This is a genomic window from Nisaea acidiphila (assembly GCF_024662015.1).
In the GTDB taxonomy this organism is placed as follows: Bacteria; Pseudomonadota; Alphaproteobacteria; order Thalassobaculales; family Thalassobaculaceae; genus Nisaea; species Nisaea acidiphila.
Genome location: NZ_CP102480.1, coordinates 2,131,643 through 2,148,359 on the forward strand (window position 1 = coordinate 2,131,643; position 16,717 = coordinate 2,148,359).

Sequence of the window (16,717 nt, forward strand, 5' to 3'; positions counted from 1 at the left end):
TAAGGCTACGAACGAATCAGGTCCAACAGCCGCAGGCTGGAGCACCCTATGCAGCAGCATGTATCGGGAGAGACGAGCGTGGCGGCGATGCACTCGCCGTGCGACGATTGCGACATCCGCGATCTTGCGATCTGCGGAACCCTGCGCGTGGACGAGGTCCAGCGGCTCAGCCGGATCATGACTTCGGTGGAACTCGCCGCCGGCGACACGATCGTCGACGAGGGCGAGCCGAGCGATTTCGTCTACACGCTGACCTCCGGTGCGGTGCGCCTTTACAAGCTGCTTGCCGACGGCCGGCGGTCGGTGACCGGTTTTCTCTTCCCCGGAGATTTCCTCGGGGTTTCGATGCAGGATATCTATGGCAGCAGCGCCGAGGCGATCACGCCGGTTACGCTCTGCCGGTTTCAGCGAACCGAGCTTGAGGCGCTGATGATGGATATTCCGACGCTGGAGCGGCGCCTGTTCGCACGCGCGACCGAGGAAATCCAGCTGATGCAGGAGCAGATCGTCCTGCTCGGCCGCAAGACGGCGGCGGAGCGCGTTGCGTCCTTCCTGCGGAGCTTGGCGCAACGTCAGGAGAAGCGGCACTTGCCGGCGAACCCGGTGACCGTTCCCATGACGCGGACCGATATCGCCGATTATCTCGGGCTGACCACGGAAACCGTGAGCCGCACGATCACCCAGTTTAAGACCAAAGAGCTGATCTCAATAGAGAACGGATCGCGCATCAGGATCCTCGACGAGGACCAGCTCGACGACCTTGCCGAAGCGATCTAGCCGTCCCCGGTTACGCGATCTCAGCGCCGAAGCGAGGAAATCGGTTCTACCGGACGCGGCTCCAGGTCCCAGGGAAAATGGATCCAGGTGTCCTGGCTGACCTCGGTGACGTAAGTGTCGACCAGCGGGCGACCGGCCGGCTTTGCATAAACCGTGGCGAAATGCGCGTCCGGTAAGATCGAACGCACGGCCTTGGCCGTCTCCCCGGTATCGACGAGATCGTCGACGATCAGCCAACCGGCGCCTTTCCCCGCAATCTCGCAGTTCTTCATTACGTTGATCCGGCCGCGCTCCTTGTCGTCGCCTTCGACGCCGTAGGATGCAACGCTGATCGTATCGATGATGCGGATGCTGAGTTCCCGGGCGACCACCGCCGCCGGGACCAGGCCGCCGCGGGTGATGGCCACGATGCCATCGAACGGACCGACCTCCGTCAGACGCCAGGCCAGGGCCTTGGCAGTGCGGTGGAGTTCCTCCCAGCTCACGGGGAAGGACTTATTGAAGCTGTCGCTCGACATCTCTGGCACCCATCGCGGTCACGAAGTGAACCGGCGACATAGCGCGCCTCTCCGGAAACCGCAACGTCCAATAGTCCCGGCGCAAGGCCGGCGGACGCAAACCGGGCCTAAACGGCCTTCGCGGCATCCCGGATCAGTTGCACCGCGGAAATCCGCCAGGACCCGTCCTGCTGCTGCTCCATCTCGTAGGCGGCGAGGTAGGCGAGCCCGTCCGGACCGATAAAAAACACAATCTGAACCGGACGCGGGCCGGATGTATCGAGCTCCCGGAACGTTACCTGCTGCGGCCGATAAACCGCCCGGTAACCGCCAAGCACCATGTTCCGGAAGCGGTCCGGCGTGCCGAAGATCTTCTGCAGGACCGGACTCGCATAGGTGAAGGCTTCCGCCCAATCGTCGCGCTGGAAGGCATCGAGCTGGCTGTTGATTGTCCCGCGAATGCTGTCGGCAGGTTCCGCCGCATGGAGCGGATACGAGGCGAGAAGGAGTCCGACGAGCACAACGAATTGGCCGATGACAGATCGCATGAGCTCCACTCCTTTTCGACGGTGACTGCGCTCCCTCTACGGTAGCACGGGTGGCTGCGGATCAGTCTGGCCGAGCGGGTTCGAACGGCGCGTGGCAAACCTCACGCACGAAAAAGGCGCCGTCCCGATGGAGGCGCCTTGATCGCTATACGGTTTATTCGCCTCAGCGGACGAAGAGATGCACTTCGTTACTGGCGGCATCCGGCGCCGTGGTCGCCGACAGGGCAACGCGGCTCGGCGGCAGCCCCATATCGGTCAGCGAACGGAGCACGTCCTGCGCATTCTTGCGCGCTTTGCTGGTATCGAGCGCGACCTGAGCGGACGATCCGGCCGACGGTGTAACCGCGACGAGATCGAAAGAGGCATCGGGGCGGCGCTCGAGAGCGCGGCTGACAGCCGTGTAGAGCGCCTGCTGATAGTTCACGTTACTGCGGTCGAAGCGGATCACCACCAACGGACGCCGGGAACCCGGCGCGGCGCTCAGTCCGCGTCCCTGCAGGGACGGTGTCGCGGTCACGTCCGCACTGCCCATGCCATAGGTCCGAGCAGCGAGGCTGGTGCCGAAGAACTCGCCGTTCTTGATCGCCAGCGCCAGCGTGTTCAGATCGTTCCGCTCGGTCGCCACGTAGCGGCTTTGGCGGCGGATATCGTCGCTGAGCTCGGTCAGGAGACGATCGACGAGAACCACGGTGCGATTGACGTCATCTTCCAGAATCTCAAGCTGGCGATGGTCTTCATCGACGGCGCCCGAGAGCCCAAAGGCGGCTCGCGTCGCATCCAGCAGATAGGTCGAAAGCGCGGCGTCGGCGGCAACACGGTTCGAAAGGTCGTTCATGTCGCCGATATCGGCATTGACCTGCTCAAGCAGCCCCTGGGACTGGTTCCATGCGGCAACCAGCATCGGATTGCCTGGCGTGGTTCCGACCTGCAGACGCGAGCGTATGCCGGCCACCGACTGATGGTAGGTCTGCGCGTTGCCGATGGTCCGCTGACGGATGTTCTGCAGATCGCCGTTATGTGCCCGGATCGATTCCTGCAGGCGGCGCAGGTCGTCGCGAAGCTGGACAACCTTGTTCCCGACAAAGGTTCCGGTCGCGGCGCCAGGCCGCGGTGGCTGCACTTCGAAGTTGGTGGTGTTGAGCGCCGGCGGCTGTCCGCTTGCGATCACCGGCTGCCCGGACGCTTCACCCGCGGACGGCGCGATCTGAACCTGAGACGGCGTCTGATTCGCTGCGGGATCTTCACCCGAGAGACTTGGCCACAAAGCGTCGGAAGAGAAAGAACAGCCCCCGAGAAGGAGTACCGTTGCGCCCAGGACAACGAGCGACGAGCGATTAAGAACCATAGGACGCTGTCACCTTGTAAATAGGTGTTATGTTTGCCGCGGTTTTAGGTAGATCCGTTCGACCGACCAATGCCGACCCCCTAGCAATTTTGCCCCGACTGTCCCGCCCCAAGGACAGAACGCCTCCCTTCCCGCACCCCCTGCATAAAAGCAGACTCGCGAGGAAGAAAGAAGCTTGCCGACGCAGTCCCCCACTGATGGTAGCCGCAAGCCGCGAAATTCGTAGGGATAGTAACCAAAGCCAATCGGCGCCACAAGTTGTTTTGCCAAACGATTCCGTAAGATACGCCGTTGTTGATTCCCCGATATAAGCGCTTGCGTTTCGAAATCGCCTTGAGTATGTTCCGGCCTCCTTCGAGGGCGGCACGCCCTTCGGGGCGCCCGTAGCTCAGCTGGATAGAGCGCTTGACTACGAATCAAGAGGTCGGGAGTTCGAATCTTCCCGGGCGCGCCATCGACCTCCAGAACCTCTCATAAAAATCTGCTCTTTCGTCAATGGTTTGGCCGATTCGCCAAATATTTGCCATTGGATCCTGCAAACTGAATCATAACAAACTTGCGGTTCACTGAGCCTATTGCGACCTCACGATTGGACGGAAGCTGATGACAGGGCTCTCCGCAGACGACCTCCGCAATCTCCGGGTTATGGTCGTGGAGGACGACAAACCGACGCGCATGTTGACGCGCACTTTCCTGGAACATCTGGGGTTCAGCGATGTCATTGAGCGGGAGAATGCCGCGCAGGCGCTAAACGACGTCACGCGGCGACACTTCGACCTTATCGTCACCGATCTCGAGATGGAGCCGATGAATGGCCTCGACCTCCTGTTGCGGGTGCGGCGCGATGCGAATGTGACCAATCCTTACGTGCCGGTCATCCTCATTACGCAGCATTCCGACCGTGACTCGGTCCTGAGGGCCCGGGACTTCGGCGCGAGCGCTTTCGTGGCGAAACCAGTGAATTTCGAAAACCTGAAGCGAACGGTGGCGGCCGTTCTCGCCGACAAACGACCGTTCGTGCAATGCGACGCGTACTCGGGACCGGACCGGCGCAGAAAGGACAAGCTTCCGAAGGACGGCAGGTACCAGCGCGAATCGGACTATAAATGGTAACGAAGCGGGCTACGGTAGAAGAACCGCCGCGCCCTGCAGTCGCCCATTCCTCAGATCCGACAAGGCCATGTTCGCATCGTCCAACGGATAGGTCCGGACCGAACTCCGGACCGGAACCTTCGGGGCGAGCTCCAGAAATTCCAGCGCGTCCTGCCGCGTCAGGTTCGCCACCGAGACAATTTTCTTTTCCCGCCAGAGGATATCGTAGGGAAAGCACGGGATGTCCGACATGTGAATGCCGCCGCACACCACGGTTCCGCCTGGTCGGACCGCTTTCAGCGCGCGCGGCACCAGATCGCCAACCGGCGCGAAGAGGATGGCGGCATCCAGCTCCTCCGGCGGTGCCTCCGTCGAATCGCCCGCCCACTTTGCACCGAGAGAAAAGGCGAACTCCCTAGCCGCATCATCGCCCGGCCGCACGAAACCGTAGATCTCCCGCCCCTGCCAGAGCGAGACCTGAATCAGGATATGGGCCGCCGCGCCGAAGCCGTAGAGCCCGAGGCGCCTGCCCTCGCCCGCCATCCGCAGGCAGCGATACCCGATCAGACCGGCGCAGAGCAGAGGCGCGGCCTCTTCGTCGGAATAAAAATCCGGAATCGGAAAACAGTAACGGGCATCTGCGACGAGATACTCGCCGTAACCGCCATCGAGCGTGTATCCGTTGAAACGGGCGTCGGGGCAAAGGTTCTCCTGTCCGTCGCGGCAATAGCGGCATTCCCCGCAAGTCCAGCCGAGCCAAGGCACTCCGACTCTTTGTCCCGTTTCGAGCTCGGTAACCCCGCTCCCCAGAGTCTCGACCGTTCCCACGACCTCATGGCCCGGCACGACATGCGGTTTCGGATCTGGCAGATCCCCGTCCACGACATGCAGATCGGTGCGGCAGACCGCGCAGGCATGAACCTTTATCAGAACTTCTCCAGGACCCGGGTCCGGACGCGGACGGTCCGCAGCCCGCAAAGGGTCTCCCGGTGCTATCAGCTCCATTACCCGCATCGCTAGCTCCGCTGGCCTAACTCTCCGGATGCAGCCGGCAGGCCTCCCGGTAGGGCGTGATCCGCGGTACCTGGCCCTTTTCGAGCCGCGCCTGCATGTCGGTCCAGTACGCGACCGTCAGCAGTTCGCCATGCGCCTCGCGGAAGATCCTTCTCAGAGACCTTTCCTCAATCCGGAGATGGGTTTCCAGTTCCTCCGGAAGGAAGATCACGCCCTCCTCGAAGAACCAGTCCGGTATGTCTTCCTCGCCATCAAAGCGGTCCTGGTTGGTGCGCACCTTGACGTCGGTCAAATCCTCGATGGCGTCATAGTCGAAGAGATAGACTTTCAGGATCTTGCTGACCCCGTAATTCCGCCCGTCGAGATCCTTGTTGAAGATGTTCGCGGCGGCATTGTTCTTGATGCACTGGCCAAGATTGCGTAGCGCCGTATCCGCTTTCTCTTCTCCCGCCTCGGTCATGAAGACAGGGAACGGCGTCATCTTGATCTGCACGATCAGATGGCGGAACAGCAGGCCGGCCCCGGTCTGGATCACGTTCTCGCCCGCATATTTCAGGATCTCGTGCCGAAGGTCGTCGGTGAAATAGTCCGCCGGCAGCACGACATTGTAATAGATCACGTTGTCCAGCATGGAGCCGGCCCGGTTGATCTCGTGCACCCGGCTGTATTTCTGCAAGACCGAGGGCACGCCCGGAAATTTGCCCCACTTGTAACCGGCCGTCGGATGGTCGCGGATCACCTTGGCGACATAGTCGAGGGACGGGGCGGAGAAACCGATCGCGACGGTGCCGCGCGGGCCGACCGCATGGTCCAGACGCTCTCCGCTTTCCCGCAGTTCCTCCTCGATCTGCCGCACCACAGCGATCTTGCCGATATGATTGTAGCCGATCGTCGAGTATTGCAGGCCGTGCGGACGGTCCGGCATCAGCTCGAAGAGAAAGGACGCCATCTCGTGATAATGCTCCGAGGTGACGTGAAAATTCGCCAGGGTCGAGCTGAAGACATATTGCAGATCGTCGGAGCCGAGGATCACCGCGTCGACATGAATACCGTCCGGCTCGTTCAGCAGCGCGATCCCGGCCGGCACCGGCTCACCGCCTTCGATCAGCAAGCGCCCGACGAGATAGGCGCCCCGGTTCCGGTAAAATCCCGCATCGGCCATCTCGATCGCGCGGATGCGGTCCGCCTGCGGAACCTCTTCGCGGATACGGGCCGCGACGGCGGCAGCATCACCGTCGAGATCGCGCCAGTGTCTTGAAAATCCGGGAAGAGTCAGGACCGGCGACAGATGTGCCGCCGCGAGCGATCCCTCCACGGCAAAAAGCCGCGTCACGACAGGATGGGCCGCCTTGTCCTCGTCCCGCGCCCGCGCGCTGGAATAGGTCGAGGCGCGCCACATGTCCGCATGCACCTGACGGCGCACCGAGTTTAGGAAGGCATAGGCAAGGTCGGCGTGATAGAGTCCCTCGATCAGCGGCAGGTACTTATCCTCGACCGCGCTCCAGAAAACATCGCGCCCCTGTACGTCCGGGCAATGCAGCAGGATGACCGGCACCAGCGTATCGACCGTCGCACCGTAAATGCCGAGCCGCTCCTGACTGAGAGCAAGCGAGGCTGGCCAGTCCCGCGCCTCGAAAGCGGCTTCGGCCAGGCCCGCGATCTGCCGGAAGCGGCCGTAATAATCGGTGAACGCGCCATGGATCAGCGCAGCGACGGACTCGATCCGTTCCGCCTCGCTGCCGGCCGCCTCCAATTCCTCTTGCGCCGCCGCCGTGATGGTCGGTGTTCTGAGCGTCGCCGCGCCGCGGCGGATCGATTGCATCATGCGGCGCGTCCTCCCCTTGCACCATTTCGCACAATGATGGGCCGGGGAGGCCGCTTTCGGAAGCGGGAAATCCGAAGGCCGGAAACGGAGCAGGCGGCCATTTGGCCGCCCGCAGCATTGGATGATGTCGGCAGATCAGGCGATTCGCTTGCCTTTCTCGTCATAGCGGTACCAGCCACGGCCGGCGCGGCGGCCGGCGCGGCCGGCGGCGACGACCTGGCGCAGGATCGGGCGCGGATGGAAGCGCTCGCCATAGGCCTCGTGCAGGATCTCGGCGACCTGCAGGTTCAGGGTGTTGGAGATATTGTCCATCAACTCGAACGGGCCGACCGGATGACCGAGCCCGAGCTTGCAGCCGGTATCGATATCCTCCGGCGTGCAGGCACCTTCCTCGACCAGCCGCAGCACCTCGTCCCACATCGCGAAAAGGATGCGGTTGACGGCGAAACCGACCACGTCCTTGACGTCGATCGGGGTCTTGCCGGCCTCGACGCAGGCATTGCGCGCCGCGTCGATCACCGCGTCATCGGTATCCATGCCGCGGATCACCTCGACCAGCTTCATGCGGCTGACGGGCGAGAAGAAATGCAGGCCGAGGAAACGGGACTGGCGCTTCTCGGAGAAATAGGAGGCGAGCACGGAAATCGAGATGCTGGAGGTGTTGGAGGCGATGATCGCATCGTCCTTACAGACCTCGTCGAGGGTCTTGTAGACCTCGGCTTTCACCTTCTCGTCCTCGAACACGGCCTCGATCACGAGGTCGCGGTCACCATAGGCGGAGAGGTCGGTCACCATCGTGATGTTGCCGAGCGCGGTCGCCATGTCCTCTTCCGCCCAGAACTTGCGGGCGACACCGCCTTCGAGCGTCTTCCTGATACCGGCCTCGGCCTTGTCGAGCCGTGCCTGCTCCGGCTCCATGATCATCACGTCCTTGCCCGCCATGGCGAAAACGAGCGCGATCTCCGAACCCATCATCCCGGCGCCGATCACGCCGATCTTGTTCACTGACATCCCATCCTCCTCAAAGGTCTCATGTCCCGAATTTCTTGCGGAGTTTCGTATAGGCTCCGGTGCGCCTGTTCAAGCGCACCGGTATGAAATGAAGCGCTCGAATACCGGCGCAAATCAGCGCAGCGAGAAGCCGCCATCCACGGTGACGACGGAGCCGGTCATATAGGCTCCCGCATCGGACGCGAGCAGCAGCAGCGCACCGTCCAGATCGTGCGGCTGGCCGAGGCGGCGCTGCGGGATCGTCCTGATCATCTGCTGCCCGGGTTGACTCTGGAAGAACTCGCTGTTGATCGGCGTCTCGATATAGCCGGGGGCGATCGCGTTCACCCGGATGTTGAAGCGGGTCAACTCAAGCGCCATGGCGCGGTTGAGCTGCAACAGCCCGCCCTTGGAAGCACAATAGGTCGAGAGCATGCCGATCACCTCGGTGCCGAGGATCGAAGAGATGTTGATGATCGAGCCGCCGCCCTTCTCCTTCATCTGCAGCGCCGCCGCCTGGGCCACGAGGAAGCAGCCTTTCAGGTTGGTGTCGAGGACCTGGTCGTAATCCTCGGGCGTCATTTCGAGGAACGGCTTCTGCACCGCAATGCCGGCATTGTTCACGAGGATGTCGAGCGGACCGAGCTCGCCCGCGGCCGCGCTCAGAGCCTCGCGGATGGAGGCCGGGTCGGTGACGTCCATGGAGACTGCGAAGGCGGTGCCGCCCGCTTCCCCGATCGTCGCCGCGAGATTTTCGAGCTTCGCCTTCTGCCGTGCCGCGAGCACGACCGACGCGCCATGCGCCGCGAGGGTTTCCGCGAAGCGGCTGCCGAGCCCCTGGCTCGCTCCGGTGACCAGAGCGACCTTGCCGGTGAGATCGAAGGACATAATGCGTCTCCCGCTCAGACGTTCAGGTTCTCGATCAGCACCGACATGCCCTGGCCCGCGCCCATGCACATGGAGATACAGGCATAGCGCTGGCCGGATTCCTGGAGGTGGTGCATCGCGGTGATGGTCATGCGCACGCCGGTCGCGCCCGGCGGATGGCCGATCGAGATGCCGCCGCCATAGAAATTCGTCACGTCGCGGCTGATTCCGAGCTCTTTCTCGGCATGCAGATTCACCACGGCAAAGGCCTCGTTGATTTCGTAATAGTCGATATCGGAGGCCTTCATGCCACGCTTTTCCCAAAGCGCCCGAATCGCTGGCACCGGGCCGCATCCCATGATCCGCGGCGGAACACCGACGATGGTCCAGTCGACCAGTCGGGCCACCGGCTCGACGCCCTTCGCCTCCATCTCCGCCCGGTCGCCGACCAGCACGAAGGCGGCGCCGTCAGTGACGCCGCTGGAATTGCCCGGCGTCACCTGGCCGTCCTTGCGGAAGACCGGCTTGAGCTTGGCAAGCTTCTCCAACGTGACATCCGGCCGAGGAAACTCGTCCTCGATCATCAGCCGGGTGCCCTTGCGCCCCTCCGGCACTTCGATCGGCGCAATCTGCCTTGCGAGAAAGCCGGTCACCATGGCCTTGCCGGCACGCTGCTGGCTCATCAGGCCCCAAGCGTCCATGTCCTCGCGGCGATACTGGAAATCTTCCGTCAAATTCTCCGCCGTCGCCCCCATCAGGCCGTGGCCGAAGGGATCGCTATAGACGGATTCGACACTGTCCTCGAAGCTCTGCGCGCCGCGGACGGCACCCCAGCGCATCTTCTGGTTCAGGAACGGGCCGCGGGAGAAGTTCTCGCCGCCGCCGGCAAGCGCGATCTTGCCGTGCCCCGTCATGATCTGCTGCGCGGCGGTCAGGATCGCCTGGGTGCCGGAGCCGCAGGCACGGTTGACCTGCAGGGCGCAGCTTTCGTCCTTCATGCCGATATTCATGCCGGCCACGCGGCCGACATAGTACCCGTCCGGATCGACCGGGAGCACATTGCCCCAGACCACGTGATCGATATCCTCCGGAGCGATCTCCGCATCCTCGACGCAGGCCCGCGCCGCGTGGGTCGCCAGCGTCGAAAGCGGAATGTCCTTCAGCGACTTGCCGAAATCCCCGAACGGCGTCCGCTTGCCGCCCGCAAGCACGATTTCCTGAGCCATGATCCCTTCACTCCCCCGCACCGGACCGGCCGGCGCATCTCGCTTGTTTATTGGCGGCGGAACTCTGGACCGAAGCCGGCGGCAGGCGCAAGTGCGATAGCGGAATGGGGCCAGAGCCTCCCGATTCGTCCCGTTTCGGGGCAGGAAGGAAACTCCGACCGCAAACAATTTATGCACATTAATTATGCATTTACACTTTCTGCTTAGAAAGCATGCACACTTTGTGATTCGATTGAGTTGACCGGTTCCAACTGACCTTCCGAGTAGGTTCTTCCATGAGCGCGACCGCATCCGAGAACGATCCCGAGCAGATCGTCACCCTGACCGCTGACGTGCGGACCACCGCCGAGACGAAGATCGCCGAGATCCAGGCGATCACCGGACGCACCAAGATGCTGGCCCTCAACGCCCTGATCGAGAGCGCCAGGGTCGGCGAACTCGGGCGGGGCTTCGCGGTGGTCGCGGACGAGGTGAAGGGGGTCTCTTCGGAAATCGAGCAGATCGCACAGACGTTGAATTCCGAACTTTCCGGCAAGGCGGAGATGCTGGAACGGATCGGCCGCTCGATCGTCGACCAGCTGAAAGGTCAGCGCCTTGTGGACCTCTCGCTCAATGCTGTCGAACTGATCGACCGGAACCTTTTCGAGCGCACCTGCGACGTGCGCTGGTGGGCAACGGACAGCGCCATCGTGGATTGCCTCGCCACGCCGTCGGAAGATGCGAGCGCCTACGCCTCCAAACGCCTCGGCGTGATCCTCTCGGCCTATACGGTCTATCTCGACCTCTGGGTCTGCGATGCGCGCGGCACGGTCGTCGCGAACGGCCGGCCCGACCGCTATCACGTTGAGGGCCAGTCTGCTGCGCAAGCCTCCTGGTTCCGCAATGCGATGGCATCGGCGAACGGAGACGAATACGCCGTGGATGATATCGTCACCAGTTCGGAACTCGATGGCCAACCGGTGGCGACCTACGCTGCCGCGATCCGCGAGAACGGAGAGAGCAATGGCGCCGTGCTGGGTGTGTTGGGGATCCATTTCGACTGGGGGCCGCAAGCGCAGACCATCGTCGAGGGCGTGCGCTTCGACGAGGCCGAAGCCGCCCGCTCCCGTGCGCTTCTGCTCGATGCCGATTTCCGCGTCATCGCCGCGTCCGACGGCGCGGGCGTGCTGAGCGAGCGCTTCGATCTCCGAACCGAAGGACGGGATAGCGGCCATTACTCCCTTCCCGACGGTACCGTCATCGGCTTTCACCGGACGCCGGGCTATGAGACCTATGAGGGGCTCGGCTGGTACGGCTGCGTGGTACAGGCGGCGCCTTAGAGTTTCGACGACCCGTCCGGCCGGAACCGCCATTTCCGTTCGATGGCGGCGGGGAGATCGAGGCCGAAACGGTTTGCGAAAAGCAGGATGTGCCCAAGCACGTCCGCCGCTTCGTTCTCCAGCGCGAGATGGAGCTCCTCGTTGCTGAGATCGCCGCGCCGTCCGCGGTCGCTATAGCGGTTCCAGACCTGGGTGAGCTCGCCGAGCTCTTCCTGCAGCTTCAGCAGATACCAGTCCGGATCGCGCTCGATACCGAAATTCAGTGCGTAGTCCTTCGATGCACGTTCGAACCTGCCGGCCAGAGTCTCCAGCATTCGCCTCATCCAAATGTTCGTCTTTTGTTCTTCACTTTAACCATCCAACACGGCGGGTCAAGCGGAGACCATCAGGAGGATGCCGGCCGGGCCGCAAGCAACGGAAGTGTAAAAACGACCGCCACGGCCACCATCGCGGCGGAGACCCAGAGCGTCGCCGTGAGGCCTGCCAACTGGTAAACAAGGCCGGAAAGCAGGGTTCCCGCGAAACGCCCGACCGCGTTCGCCATGTAATAGAAGCCGACATTGAGCGCGACCTTGTCGGCATCCGAATAGGCGACGATCAGATAGGAATGCAGCGCCGAATTCACGGCGAAGACGATCCCGAAGGTCAGCAGCCCGCCGATCAGGATGACGGACGGCGCGAGCATGTCCGCAGGCGGAGCCAATTGCGGCGTCAGGCCCGCAGCAATCGTTGCCGGAAGAAGCGCGAGCAGACCGCCCCAGAGCGCCGCACCGCGCGCCGCCGCCCCGGCGTCCTTCGTTTTCCTCATGAAGCGCGGCACCAGGGCCTGCACGATCCCGTAGCCGACAACCCAGACCGCCATGAAGAGGCCGACCCGGTCGAAGCTCCAGCCGAGCCGGTCATAGAGGAAGACCGGAACCCCGACGACGAACCAGACGTCGCGCGAGGCGAAGAGGAAGATCCGCGCGGCGGAAAGGAAGTTGATCTCCCGGGTCTTGGCGAAGAGATCCCGCCTGGCGATCTTCTGCTTCGCCTTGCCGAGATCGGCGGTCACGGTCAGTACCGCGCTTGCCAGGACCAGTGCGAGCATCCCGGCCATGGCATAGAGCGAGACCTCGAAGCCGAGCCATTGCAGCATCACCCCGCCCAAAAGGAAGCCGACGCCCTTCAGCGCGTTCTTCGAGCCGGTCAAGATAGAGACCCATTTGAAAAGCAGTCCGTCGCCCTCGGAGGCGACCACCAGTTTCACCGCCGATTTGGAACTCATCTTGGTGAGGTCCTTGGCAATGCCGGAAAGCGCCTGCGCCACCATCACGTATCCGACCGAGAAGAGCGCGGTCCAGGCGGGGTCCGTCAGCGAGAGCATCAGCAGCGCCGCGATCTGCACCGCCAATCCGGAAAAGAGCGTGATCTTCAGGCCGAAACGGGCGCCGATCCAGCCACCGAGGAAGTTGGTGACGATCCCCATCGCCTCGTAGAGCAGGAAGAGAAAGGCGATATCGAGCGGGGTGAAGCCCAGCCGGTGGAAATGCAGCAGCACCAGCATCCGGAGCGCGCCGTCGGTCAGCGTGAAGGCCCAGTAGGCCGCCGTGACCGCCGCGTAGGTACGCCCGTCCGCCGCCCGCACGCTTTCCGCAGCCATGCTCACAGGCTGGCCGCCACTTTGGCCGTCAGCTCCATCATCCGGTTCACATAGCCCCATTCGTTGTCGTACCAGGCATAGATCTTCGCCTGGGTGCCGTTGACCACCATTGTTGAGGGACCGTCGACGATCGCCGAGCGCGGATCGTCGGTGAAATCGGTCGAGACCAGCGGGCGGGATTCGAAACCGAGGATGCCTTCAAGCGGGCCGCTTGCCGCGGCCGCGACGAACAGCTCGTTCAGCTCGGCGGTGCTGGTCTCGCGCTCCAGCTCGAAGACACAATCGGTCAGCGAGGCGTTCAGCAACGGGACCCGGACCGCATGGCCGTTCAGCCGGCCCTGCAGTTCCGGATAGATCAGCCCGATCGCTGTCGCCGAACCGGTACTGGTCGGGATCAGCGCGTTCAAAGCGGAGCGCGCCCGGCGGAGATCCTTGTGCGGCCCGTCGACGATCACCTGGGTGTTGGTGACGTCGTGGATTGTGGTGATCGCGCCATGCCGGATACCGATCCCCTCATGCACGACCTTCACCACCGGAGCGAGACAGTTGGTCGTGCAGGAGGCCGCTGTCACGAGGTGATGCTGGGCGGGATCGTAGAGATGGTCGTTGACGCCCATCACGATATTGAGCGCCCCATCCTCCTTGACCGGAGCGGAGACCACAATCTTGGTAATGCCACGCTCGAAATAGGGCGACAGGGCTGCCCCGCTTTTGAACTTGCCGCTGCATTCGAGGAGAATGTCGACATCGCTCCCGGTCCAGGGATTTTCCGCCGGCGACTCGTGTGCGGTCAGCGGAATCTCCCGTCCGTCCACCACAATCCCTTGCTCCGTCCAGCCGACCTCGCGGTTCCAACGGCGGTGCACGGTATCGAACTCGAGCAGGTGCGCCGCCATCTCCGGCGACATGGCCGGATCGTTGATCGCGACGATTTCAAGATCGTCGAGACCCCAGCGGGCCCGCATGCCCATCCGTCCCATGCGGCCGAAGCCGTTGATCGCAACACGCGCATTCATGTCGGTTCTCCCTGCCCCGAACAGCCGCAATGGTCCGCCTCGACGGCGAGCGGCGCAAATTAATCTTTGCCGGCCTTCATTTCAATGATAATTGAATTGTTGAAATGAACGATACAGACGCCATTGCCGCGCTCGGTGCGCTTGCCCAGGAACATCGGCTGGGACTCTACCGGCTGCTGATGCATGCCGGTCCGTCCGGCATGTCCGCCGGGGACCTCGCGGACCGCGCAGGTCTCTCCCGCTCTGGCCTGTCTTTCCATATCGCGCAGCTCGAACGCGCCGGCCTCGTGCATGCCAGGCGGCAGCACCGGAACATCTTTTATGCGGTTGAGATCGATGCGATGCGACGGCTCTTAACATTCCTGACACAGGATTGCTGTAACGGAAATCCGGACATTTGCGGCGAACTCGCCGCGACCGCTGCCTTGTGCGGCACCACTCCGGAGACCGAGCGATGACCGGTGACAAGAGCTACAACGTGCTTTTTCTCTGCAAGGGCAATTCCGCCCGCAGCATCATGGCCGAGGCGATCCTGAACCGCGCCGGGGCCGGCCGTTTCAAGGCCTTCAGCGCCGGCAGCACGCCGCGCGGCGAGATCCATCCCTACGCGGCCGACCTGCTGCAACATCAGAACTATGCCCTCGACGGCCTGCGCTCGAAGAACTGGGACGCGTTCGGCGCGCCGGACGCGCCCGAGATGGATTTCGTCTTCACGGTCTGCGACGACGCCGCCAGGGAGACCTGCCCGGTCTGGCCGGGACAGCCGATGAGCGCCCATTGGGGCGTGCCGGATCCGGCCGCCGCCGAAGGAACGGAAGCCGAGAAACGCTTCGCCTTCGCCGACGCCTTCCGGATGCTGAACACCCGGATCGAGATCTTCGTCAACCTGCCGATCCATGGGCTCGACAAGCTGACCCTGCAGAAGCATCTCGACGATATCGCGGACTCCGCCAGGACGCCGGAGACCGCCTGAACCGATGAAAGGACCCGATCGCGCATGAGTACAGACACGGCGGCCAGCGAGGCCGCTCCCGGCGGCATCGGGTTCTTCGAGAAATGGCTTTCCGTCTGGGTCGCGCTCTGCATCGCCGCGGGCGTGCTCCTCGGCAATCTCGCGCCGGGCCTGTTCGAGGCCCTGGCGGCTCTGGAATATGCCTCCGTCAACATCGTCGTCGCCGTGCTGATCTGGGCGATGGTCTATCCGATGATGGTGGCGGTTGATTTCGAGAGCCTGAAAAGCATCGGCTCCAAGCCGAAGGGCCTCGTCATCACGCTGACGGTGAACTGGATCGTCAAGCCCTTCACCATGGCGGCGCTCGGCATCCTGTTTTTCCGCTATCTCTTCGGCGACCTGATCCCGCCGACCGATGCGGAGCAATATATCGCCGGCCTGATCCTCCTCGGTGCCGCGCCCTGCACGGCCATGGTCTTCGTCTGGTCGACCCTGACCAGGGGCGACGCGACCTACACGCTGGTCCAGGTTTCGGTGAACGACCTGATCATGATCGTCGCCTTTGCGCCGATCTGCGGCCTGCTGCTCGGCGTCACGGACCTCGTGGTGCCGTGGAAGACCCTGCTGCTCTCGGTGCTGCTCTATGTCGTGATCCCGCTCGGCGCGGGTTACCTGACGCGCCGCCACCTGACGGCGAAAGCGGCCAGTCACGATGCGGGCGAGCAGATCGTCCACGACTTCACCGCGCGGGTGAAGCCCTTCTCCGTGCTCGGCCTGCTTGCCACCGTGGTGCTGCTGTTCGGCTTCCAGGGTCAGACCGTGCTGGAGCAGCCGCTCACCATCGCGCTGATCGCCGCGCCGCTGGTACTGCAATCCTACGGCATCTTCGCCGTCGCCTATGGCTGGGCGAAGGCTTGGGGCGTGCCTTTCAACATCGCCGCGCCCTGCGCCCTGATCGGCACGTCCAACTTCTTCGAGCTCGCCGTCGCCGTCGCCATCAGCCTCTTCGGCCTCAATTCCGGCGCCGCGCTCGCTACGGTGGTCGGCGTGCTGGTGGAAGTGCCGGTGATGCTGTCGCTGGTCGCTTTCGCGAACCGCACGCGGAGCTGGTTCGCGACCGAGTGATCTTTGCCACGCCCCAGGCGTGCAGTGCTTGTGCGCTCCGGCGATCAGGCTAGATTTTCAGGATCATCCATCGGACCGGGAGGTCTCCATGGCGCGTTTCTGGAAAATGTCGGCACTCTGCGCCCTGCTGGCGGGCTGCGTCACGATCGAAGAAGCCACTGGCGCCCATGCGGATCTCGTACGCCAGGCGGCCTACGAACGTTGCGTGATCGTCAGCAATCCGGGCCGCGCGCGGTCGGAGAAATGGGCCAAGCCGCGTCCGCCCATCGTCTACAAGGTCGAGGAAGGCCATGACGGCTGGCTGCGCGGCGACGTCACCCTGCATCGCTCCTTCTATCCCAAGACCGTGCGCGACAATGTCTATGTCAATCAGGGTAGCGGTGAGGTGATCTGCGGCTCATCGGCCTGGCAGGCGCGCTTCGGCCGCGGGTTCTACTGACACACGCTTCCTAAAAAGAGTCCGGGCCGCCGAAGCGGCCCGG

18 protein-coding genes and 1 tRNA gene are annotated in these 16,717 nt (G+C 63.2%); 8 read left to right on the forward strand and 11 right to left on the reverse strand.

Features of this window, described 5'->3' with window-relative positions:
* The first annotated feature begins 48 nt into the window (after positions 1-48).
* Positions 49-777 carry a Crp/Fnr family transcriptional regulator gene (locus tag NUH88_RS09885; RefSeq protein ID WP_257771799.1) on the forward strand — a complete coding sequence of 243 codons (729 nt, stop codon included), beginning with the start codon at positions 49-51 and terminating at the stop codon, positions 775-777.
* A gap of 20 nt (positions 778-797) precedes the next feature.
* On the opposite strand, the gene gpt is transcribed toward NUH88_RS09885, so the two are convergent.
* The 3 genes from gpt to NUH88_RS09900 form a co-directional block, all read right to left on the reverse strand.
* Complete coding sequence (gpt, locus tag NUH88_RS09890) at positions 798-1,295, reverse strand: xanthine phosphoribosyltransferase (RefSeq protein ID WP_257771801.1); 498 nt, start codon at positions 1,293-1,295, stop codon at positions 798-800.
* A gap of 107 nt (positions 1,296-1,402) precedes the next feature.
* Positions 1,403-1,822, reverse strand: coding sequence for a DUF4864 domain-containing protein (locus NUH88_RS09895; RefSeq protein ID WP_257771802.1), 420 nt, complete (start codon positions 1,820-1,822; stop codon positions 1,403-1,405).
* 163 nt (positions 1,823-1,985) lie between these two features.
* Positions 1,986-2,990 (reverse strand): hypothetical protein, encoded by a 1,005-nt coding sequence (locus NUH88_RS09900; protein WP_257771804.1) that lies wholly within the window; start codon positions 2,988-2,990, stop codon positions 1,986-1,988.
* A 554-nt stretch (positions 2,991-3,544) separates the two neighbouring features.
* Between NUH88_RS09900 and NUH88_RS09905 the strand changes: the two genes are divergently transcribed.
* Positions 3,545-3,621 (forward strand) — tRNA-Arg (locus NUH88_RS09905).
* A gap of 149 nt (positions 3,622-3,770) precedes the next feature.
* Positions 3,771-4,280 carry a response regulator gene (locus NUH88_RS09910; protein ID WP_257771806.1) on the forward strand — a complete coding sequence of 170 codons (510 nt, stop codon included), beginning with the start codon at positions 3,771-3,773 and terminating at the stop codon, positions 4,278-4,280.
* Positions 4,281-4,289: 9 nt separating this feature from the next.
* Here NUH88_RS09910 and NUH88_RS09915 read toward each other — a convergent pair whose 3' ends face one another.
* The 5 genes from NUH88_RS09915 to NUH88_RS09935 all read right to left on the reverse strand — a co-directional run bounded on the left by NUH88_RS09915 (position 4,290) and on the right by NUH88_RS09935 (position 10,181).
* Positions 4,290-5,273: a zinc-dependent alcohol dehydrogenase family protein gene (locus tag NUH88_RS09915; RefSeq protein WP_372743556.1), complete on the reverse strand. Its 984-nt coding sequence runs from the start codon at positions 5,271-5,273 to the stop codon at positions 4,290-4,292.
* Positions 5,274-5,289: 16 nt separating this feature from the next.
* Entirely contained in the window at positions 5,290-7,098 is a 1,809-nt protein-coding gene (locus NUH88_RS09920; protein ID WP_257771808.1) for an isocitrate dehydrogenase kinase/phosphatase AceK regulatory subunit, read from the reverse strand.
* A 135-nt stretch (positions 7,099-7,233) separates the two neighbouring features.
* A complete protein-coding gene (locus NUH88_RS09925; protein WP_257771810.1) occupies positions 7,234-8,109 on the reverse strand; it encodes a 3-hydroxyacyl-CoA dehydrogenase family protein in 876 nt (291 codons plus the stop codon).
* A gap of 114 nt (positions 8,110-8,223) precedes the next feature.
* Positions 8,224-8,976 carry an SDR family NAD(P)-dependent oxidoreductase gene (locus tag NUH88_RS09930; RefSeq protein WP_257771811.1) on the reverse strand — a complete coding sequence of 251 codons (753 nt, stop codon included), beginning with the start codon at positions 8,974-8,976 and terminating at the stop codon, positions 8,224-8,226.
* Positions 8,977-8,990: 14 nt separating this feature from the next.
* Positions 8,991-10,181, reverse strand: a complete 1,191-nt coding sequence (locus NUH88_RS09935) for a thiolase family protein (protein ID WP_257771813.1) — start codon at positions 10,179-10,181, stop codon at positions 8,991-8,993.
* A gap of 275 nt (positions 10,182-10,456) precedes the next feature.
* Here NUH88_RS09935 and NUH88_RS09940 point away from each other — a divergent pair, with 275 nt between their 5' ends.
* Positions 10,457-11,500 (forward strand): methyl-accepting chemotaxis protein, encoded by a 1,044-nt coding sequence (locus NUH88_RS09940; RefSeq protein WP_257771815.1) that lies wholly within the window; start codon positions 10,457-10,459, stop codon positions 11,498-11,500.
* Here NUH88_RS09940 and NUH88_RS09945 read toward each other — a convergent pair.
* From NUH88_RS09945 to NUH88_RS09955, 3 genes are all read right to left on the reverse strand, one after another.
* Positions 11,497-11,814: a nucleoside triphosphate pyrophosphohydrolase family protein gene (locus tag NUH88_RS09945; RefSeq protein ID WP_257771816.1), complete on the reverse strand. Its 318-nt coding sequence runs from the start codon at positions 11,812-11,814 to the stop codon at positions 11,497-11,499. The two genes, NUH88_RS09940 and NUH88_RS09945, sit on opposite strands and share 4 nt — an antisense overlap.
* A gap of 71 nt (positions 11,815-11,885) precedes the next feature.
* Positions 11,886-13,142 carry an organoarsenical effux MFS transporter ArsJ gene (gene arsJ, locus NUH88_RS09950; RefSeq protein ID WP_257771818.1) on the reverse strand — a complete coding sequence of 419 codons (1,257 nt, stop codon included), beginning with the start codon at positions 13,140-13,142 and terminating at the stop codon, positions 11,886-11,888.
* 2 nt (positions 13,143-13,144) lie between these two features.
* Entirely contained in the window at positions 13,145-14,158 is a 1,014-nt protein-coding gene (locus NUH88_RS09955) for an ArsJ-associated glyceraldehyde-3-phosphate dehydrogenase (protein WP_257771820.1), read from the reverse strand.
* 104 nt (positions 14,159-14,262) lie between these two features.
* On the opposite strand from NUH88_RS09955, the gene NUH88_RS09960 reads away from it, so the two are divergent.
* The 4 genes from NUH88_RS09960 to NUH88_RS09975 all read left to right on the forward strand — a co-directional run bounded on the left by NUH88_RS09960 (position 14,263) and on the right by NUH88_RS09975 (position 16,674).
* A complete protein-coding gene (locus NUH88_RS09960; RefSeq protein ID WP_257771821.1) occupies positions 14,263-14,616 on the forward strand; it encodes an ArsR/SmtB family transcription factor in 354 nt (117 codons plus the stop codon).
* On the forward strand, positions 14,613-15,131 hold the full coding sequence (locus tag NUH88_RS09965; protein WP_257771822.1) for an arsenate reductase ArsC: 519 nt from the start codon (positions 14,613-14,615) through the stop codon (positions 15,129-15,131). The genes NUH88_RS09960 and NUH88_RS09965 overlap by 4 nt, the downstream gene beginning before the upstream one ends.
* A gap of 24 nt (positions 15,132-15,155) precedes the next feature.
* Positions 15,156-16,235, forward strand: coding sequence for an ACR3 family arsenite efflux transporter (gene arsB / locus NUH88_RS09970; RefSeq protein ID WP_257771824.1), 1,080 nt, complete (start codon positions 15,156-15,158; stop codon positions 16,233-16,235).
* An 88-nt stretch (positions 16,236-16,323) separates the two neighbouring features.
* Positions 16,324-16,674 carry a hypothetical protein gene (locus NUH88_RS09975; RefSeq protein WP_257771826.1) on the forward strand — a complete coding sequence of 117 codons (351 nt, stop codon included), beginning with the start codon at positions 16,324-16,326 and terminating at the stop codon, positions 16,672-16,674.
* Positions 16,675-16,717 lie beyond the last annotated feature (43 nt).

Coding starts and splice junctions, on each gene's coding strand:
- NUH88_RS09885 (WP_257771799.1), top strand. CDS start 49: ATGCAGCAGCATGTATCGGGAGAGACGAGCGTGGCGGCGATGCACTCG.
- gpt (WP_257771801.1), bottom strand. CDS start 1,295: ATGTCGAGCGACAGCTTCAATAAGTCCTTCCCCGTGAGCTGGGAGGAA.
- NUH88_RS09895 (WP_257771802.1), bottom strand. CDS start 1,822: ATGCGATCTGTCATCGGCCAATTCGTTGTGCTCGTCGGACTCCTTCTC.
- NUH88_RS09910 (WP_257771806.1), top strand. CDS start 3,771: ATGACAGGGCTCTCCGCAGACGACCTCCGCAATCTCCGGGTTATGGTC.
- NUH88_RS09915 (WP_372743556.1), bottom strand. CDS start 5,273: ATGCGGGTAATGGAGCTGATAGCACCGGGAGACCCTTTGCGGGCTGCG.
- NUH88_RS09920 (WP_257771808.1), bottom strand. CDS start 7,098: ATGATGCAATCGATCCGCCGCGGCGCGGCGACGCTCAGAACACCGACC.
- NUH88_RS09925 (WP_257771810.1), bottom strand. CDS start 8,109: ATGTCAGTGAACAAGATCGGCGTGATCGGCGCCGGGATGATGGGTTCG.
- NUH88_RS09930 (WP_257771811.1), bottom strand. CDS start 8,976: ATGTCCTTCGATCTCACCGGCAAGGTCGCTCTGGTCACCGGAGCGAGC.
- NUH88_RS09935 (WP_257771813.1), bottom strand. CDS start 10,181: ATGGCTCAGGAAATCGTGCTTGCGGGCGGCAAGCGGACGCCGTTCGGG.
- NUH88_RS09940 (WP_257771815.1), top strand. CDS start 10,457: ATGAGCGCGACCGCATCCGAGAACGATCCCGAGCAGATCGTCACCCTG.
- NUH88_RS09945 (WP_257771816.1), bottom strand. CDS start 11,814: ATGCTGGAGACTCTGGCCGGCAGGTTCGAACGTGCATCGAAGGACTAC.
- arsJ (WP_257771818.1), bottom strand. CDS start 13,142: ATGGCTGCGGAAAGCGTGCGGGCGGCGGACGGGCGTACCTACGCGGCG.
- NUH88_RS09955 (WP_257771820.1), bottom strand. CDS start 14,158: ATGAATGCGCGTGTTGCGATCAACGGCTTCGGCCGCATGGGACGGATG.
- NUH88_RS09960 (WP_257771821.1), top strand. CDS start 14,263: ATGAACGATACAGACGCCATTGCCGCGCTCGGTGCGCTTGCCCAGGAA.
- NUH88_RS09965 (WP_257771822.1), top strand. CDS start 14,613: ATGACCGGTGACAAGAGCTACAACGTGCTTTTTCTCTGCAAGGGCAAT.
- arsB (WP_257771824.1), top strand. CDS start 15,156: ATGAGTACAGACACGGCGGCCAGCGAGGCCGCTCCCGGCGGCATCGGG.
- NUH88_RS09975 (WP_257771826.1), top strand. CDS start 16,324: ATGGCGCGTTTCTGGAAAATGTCGGCACTCTGCGCCCTGCTGGCGGGC.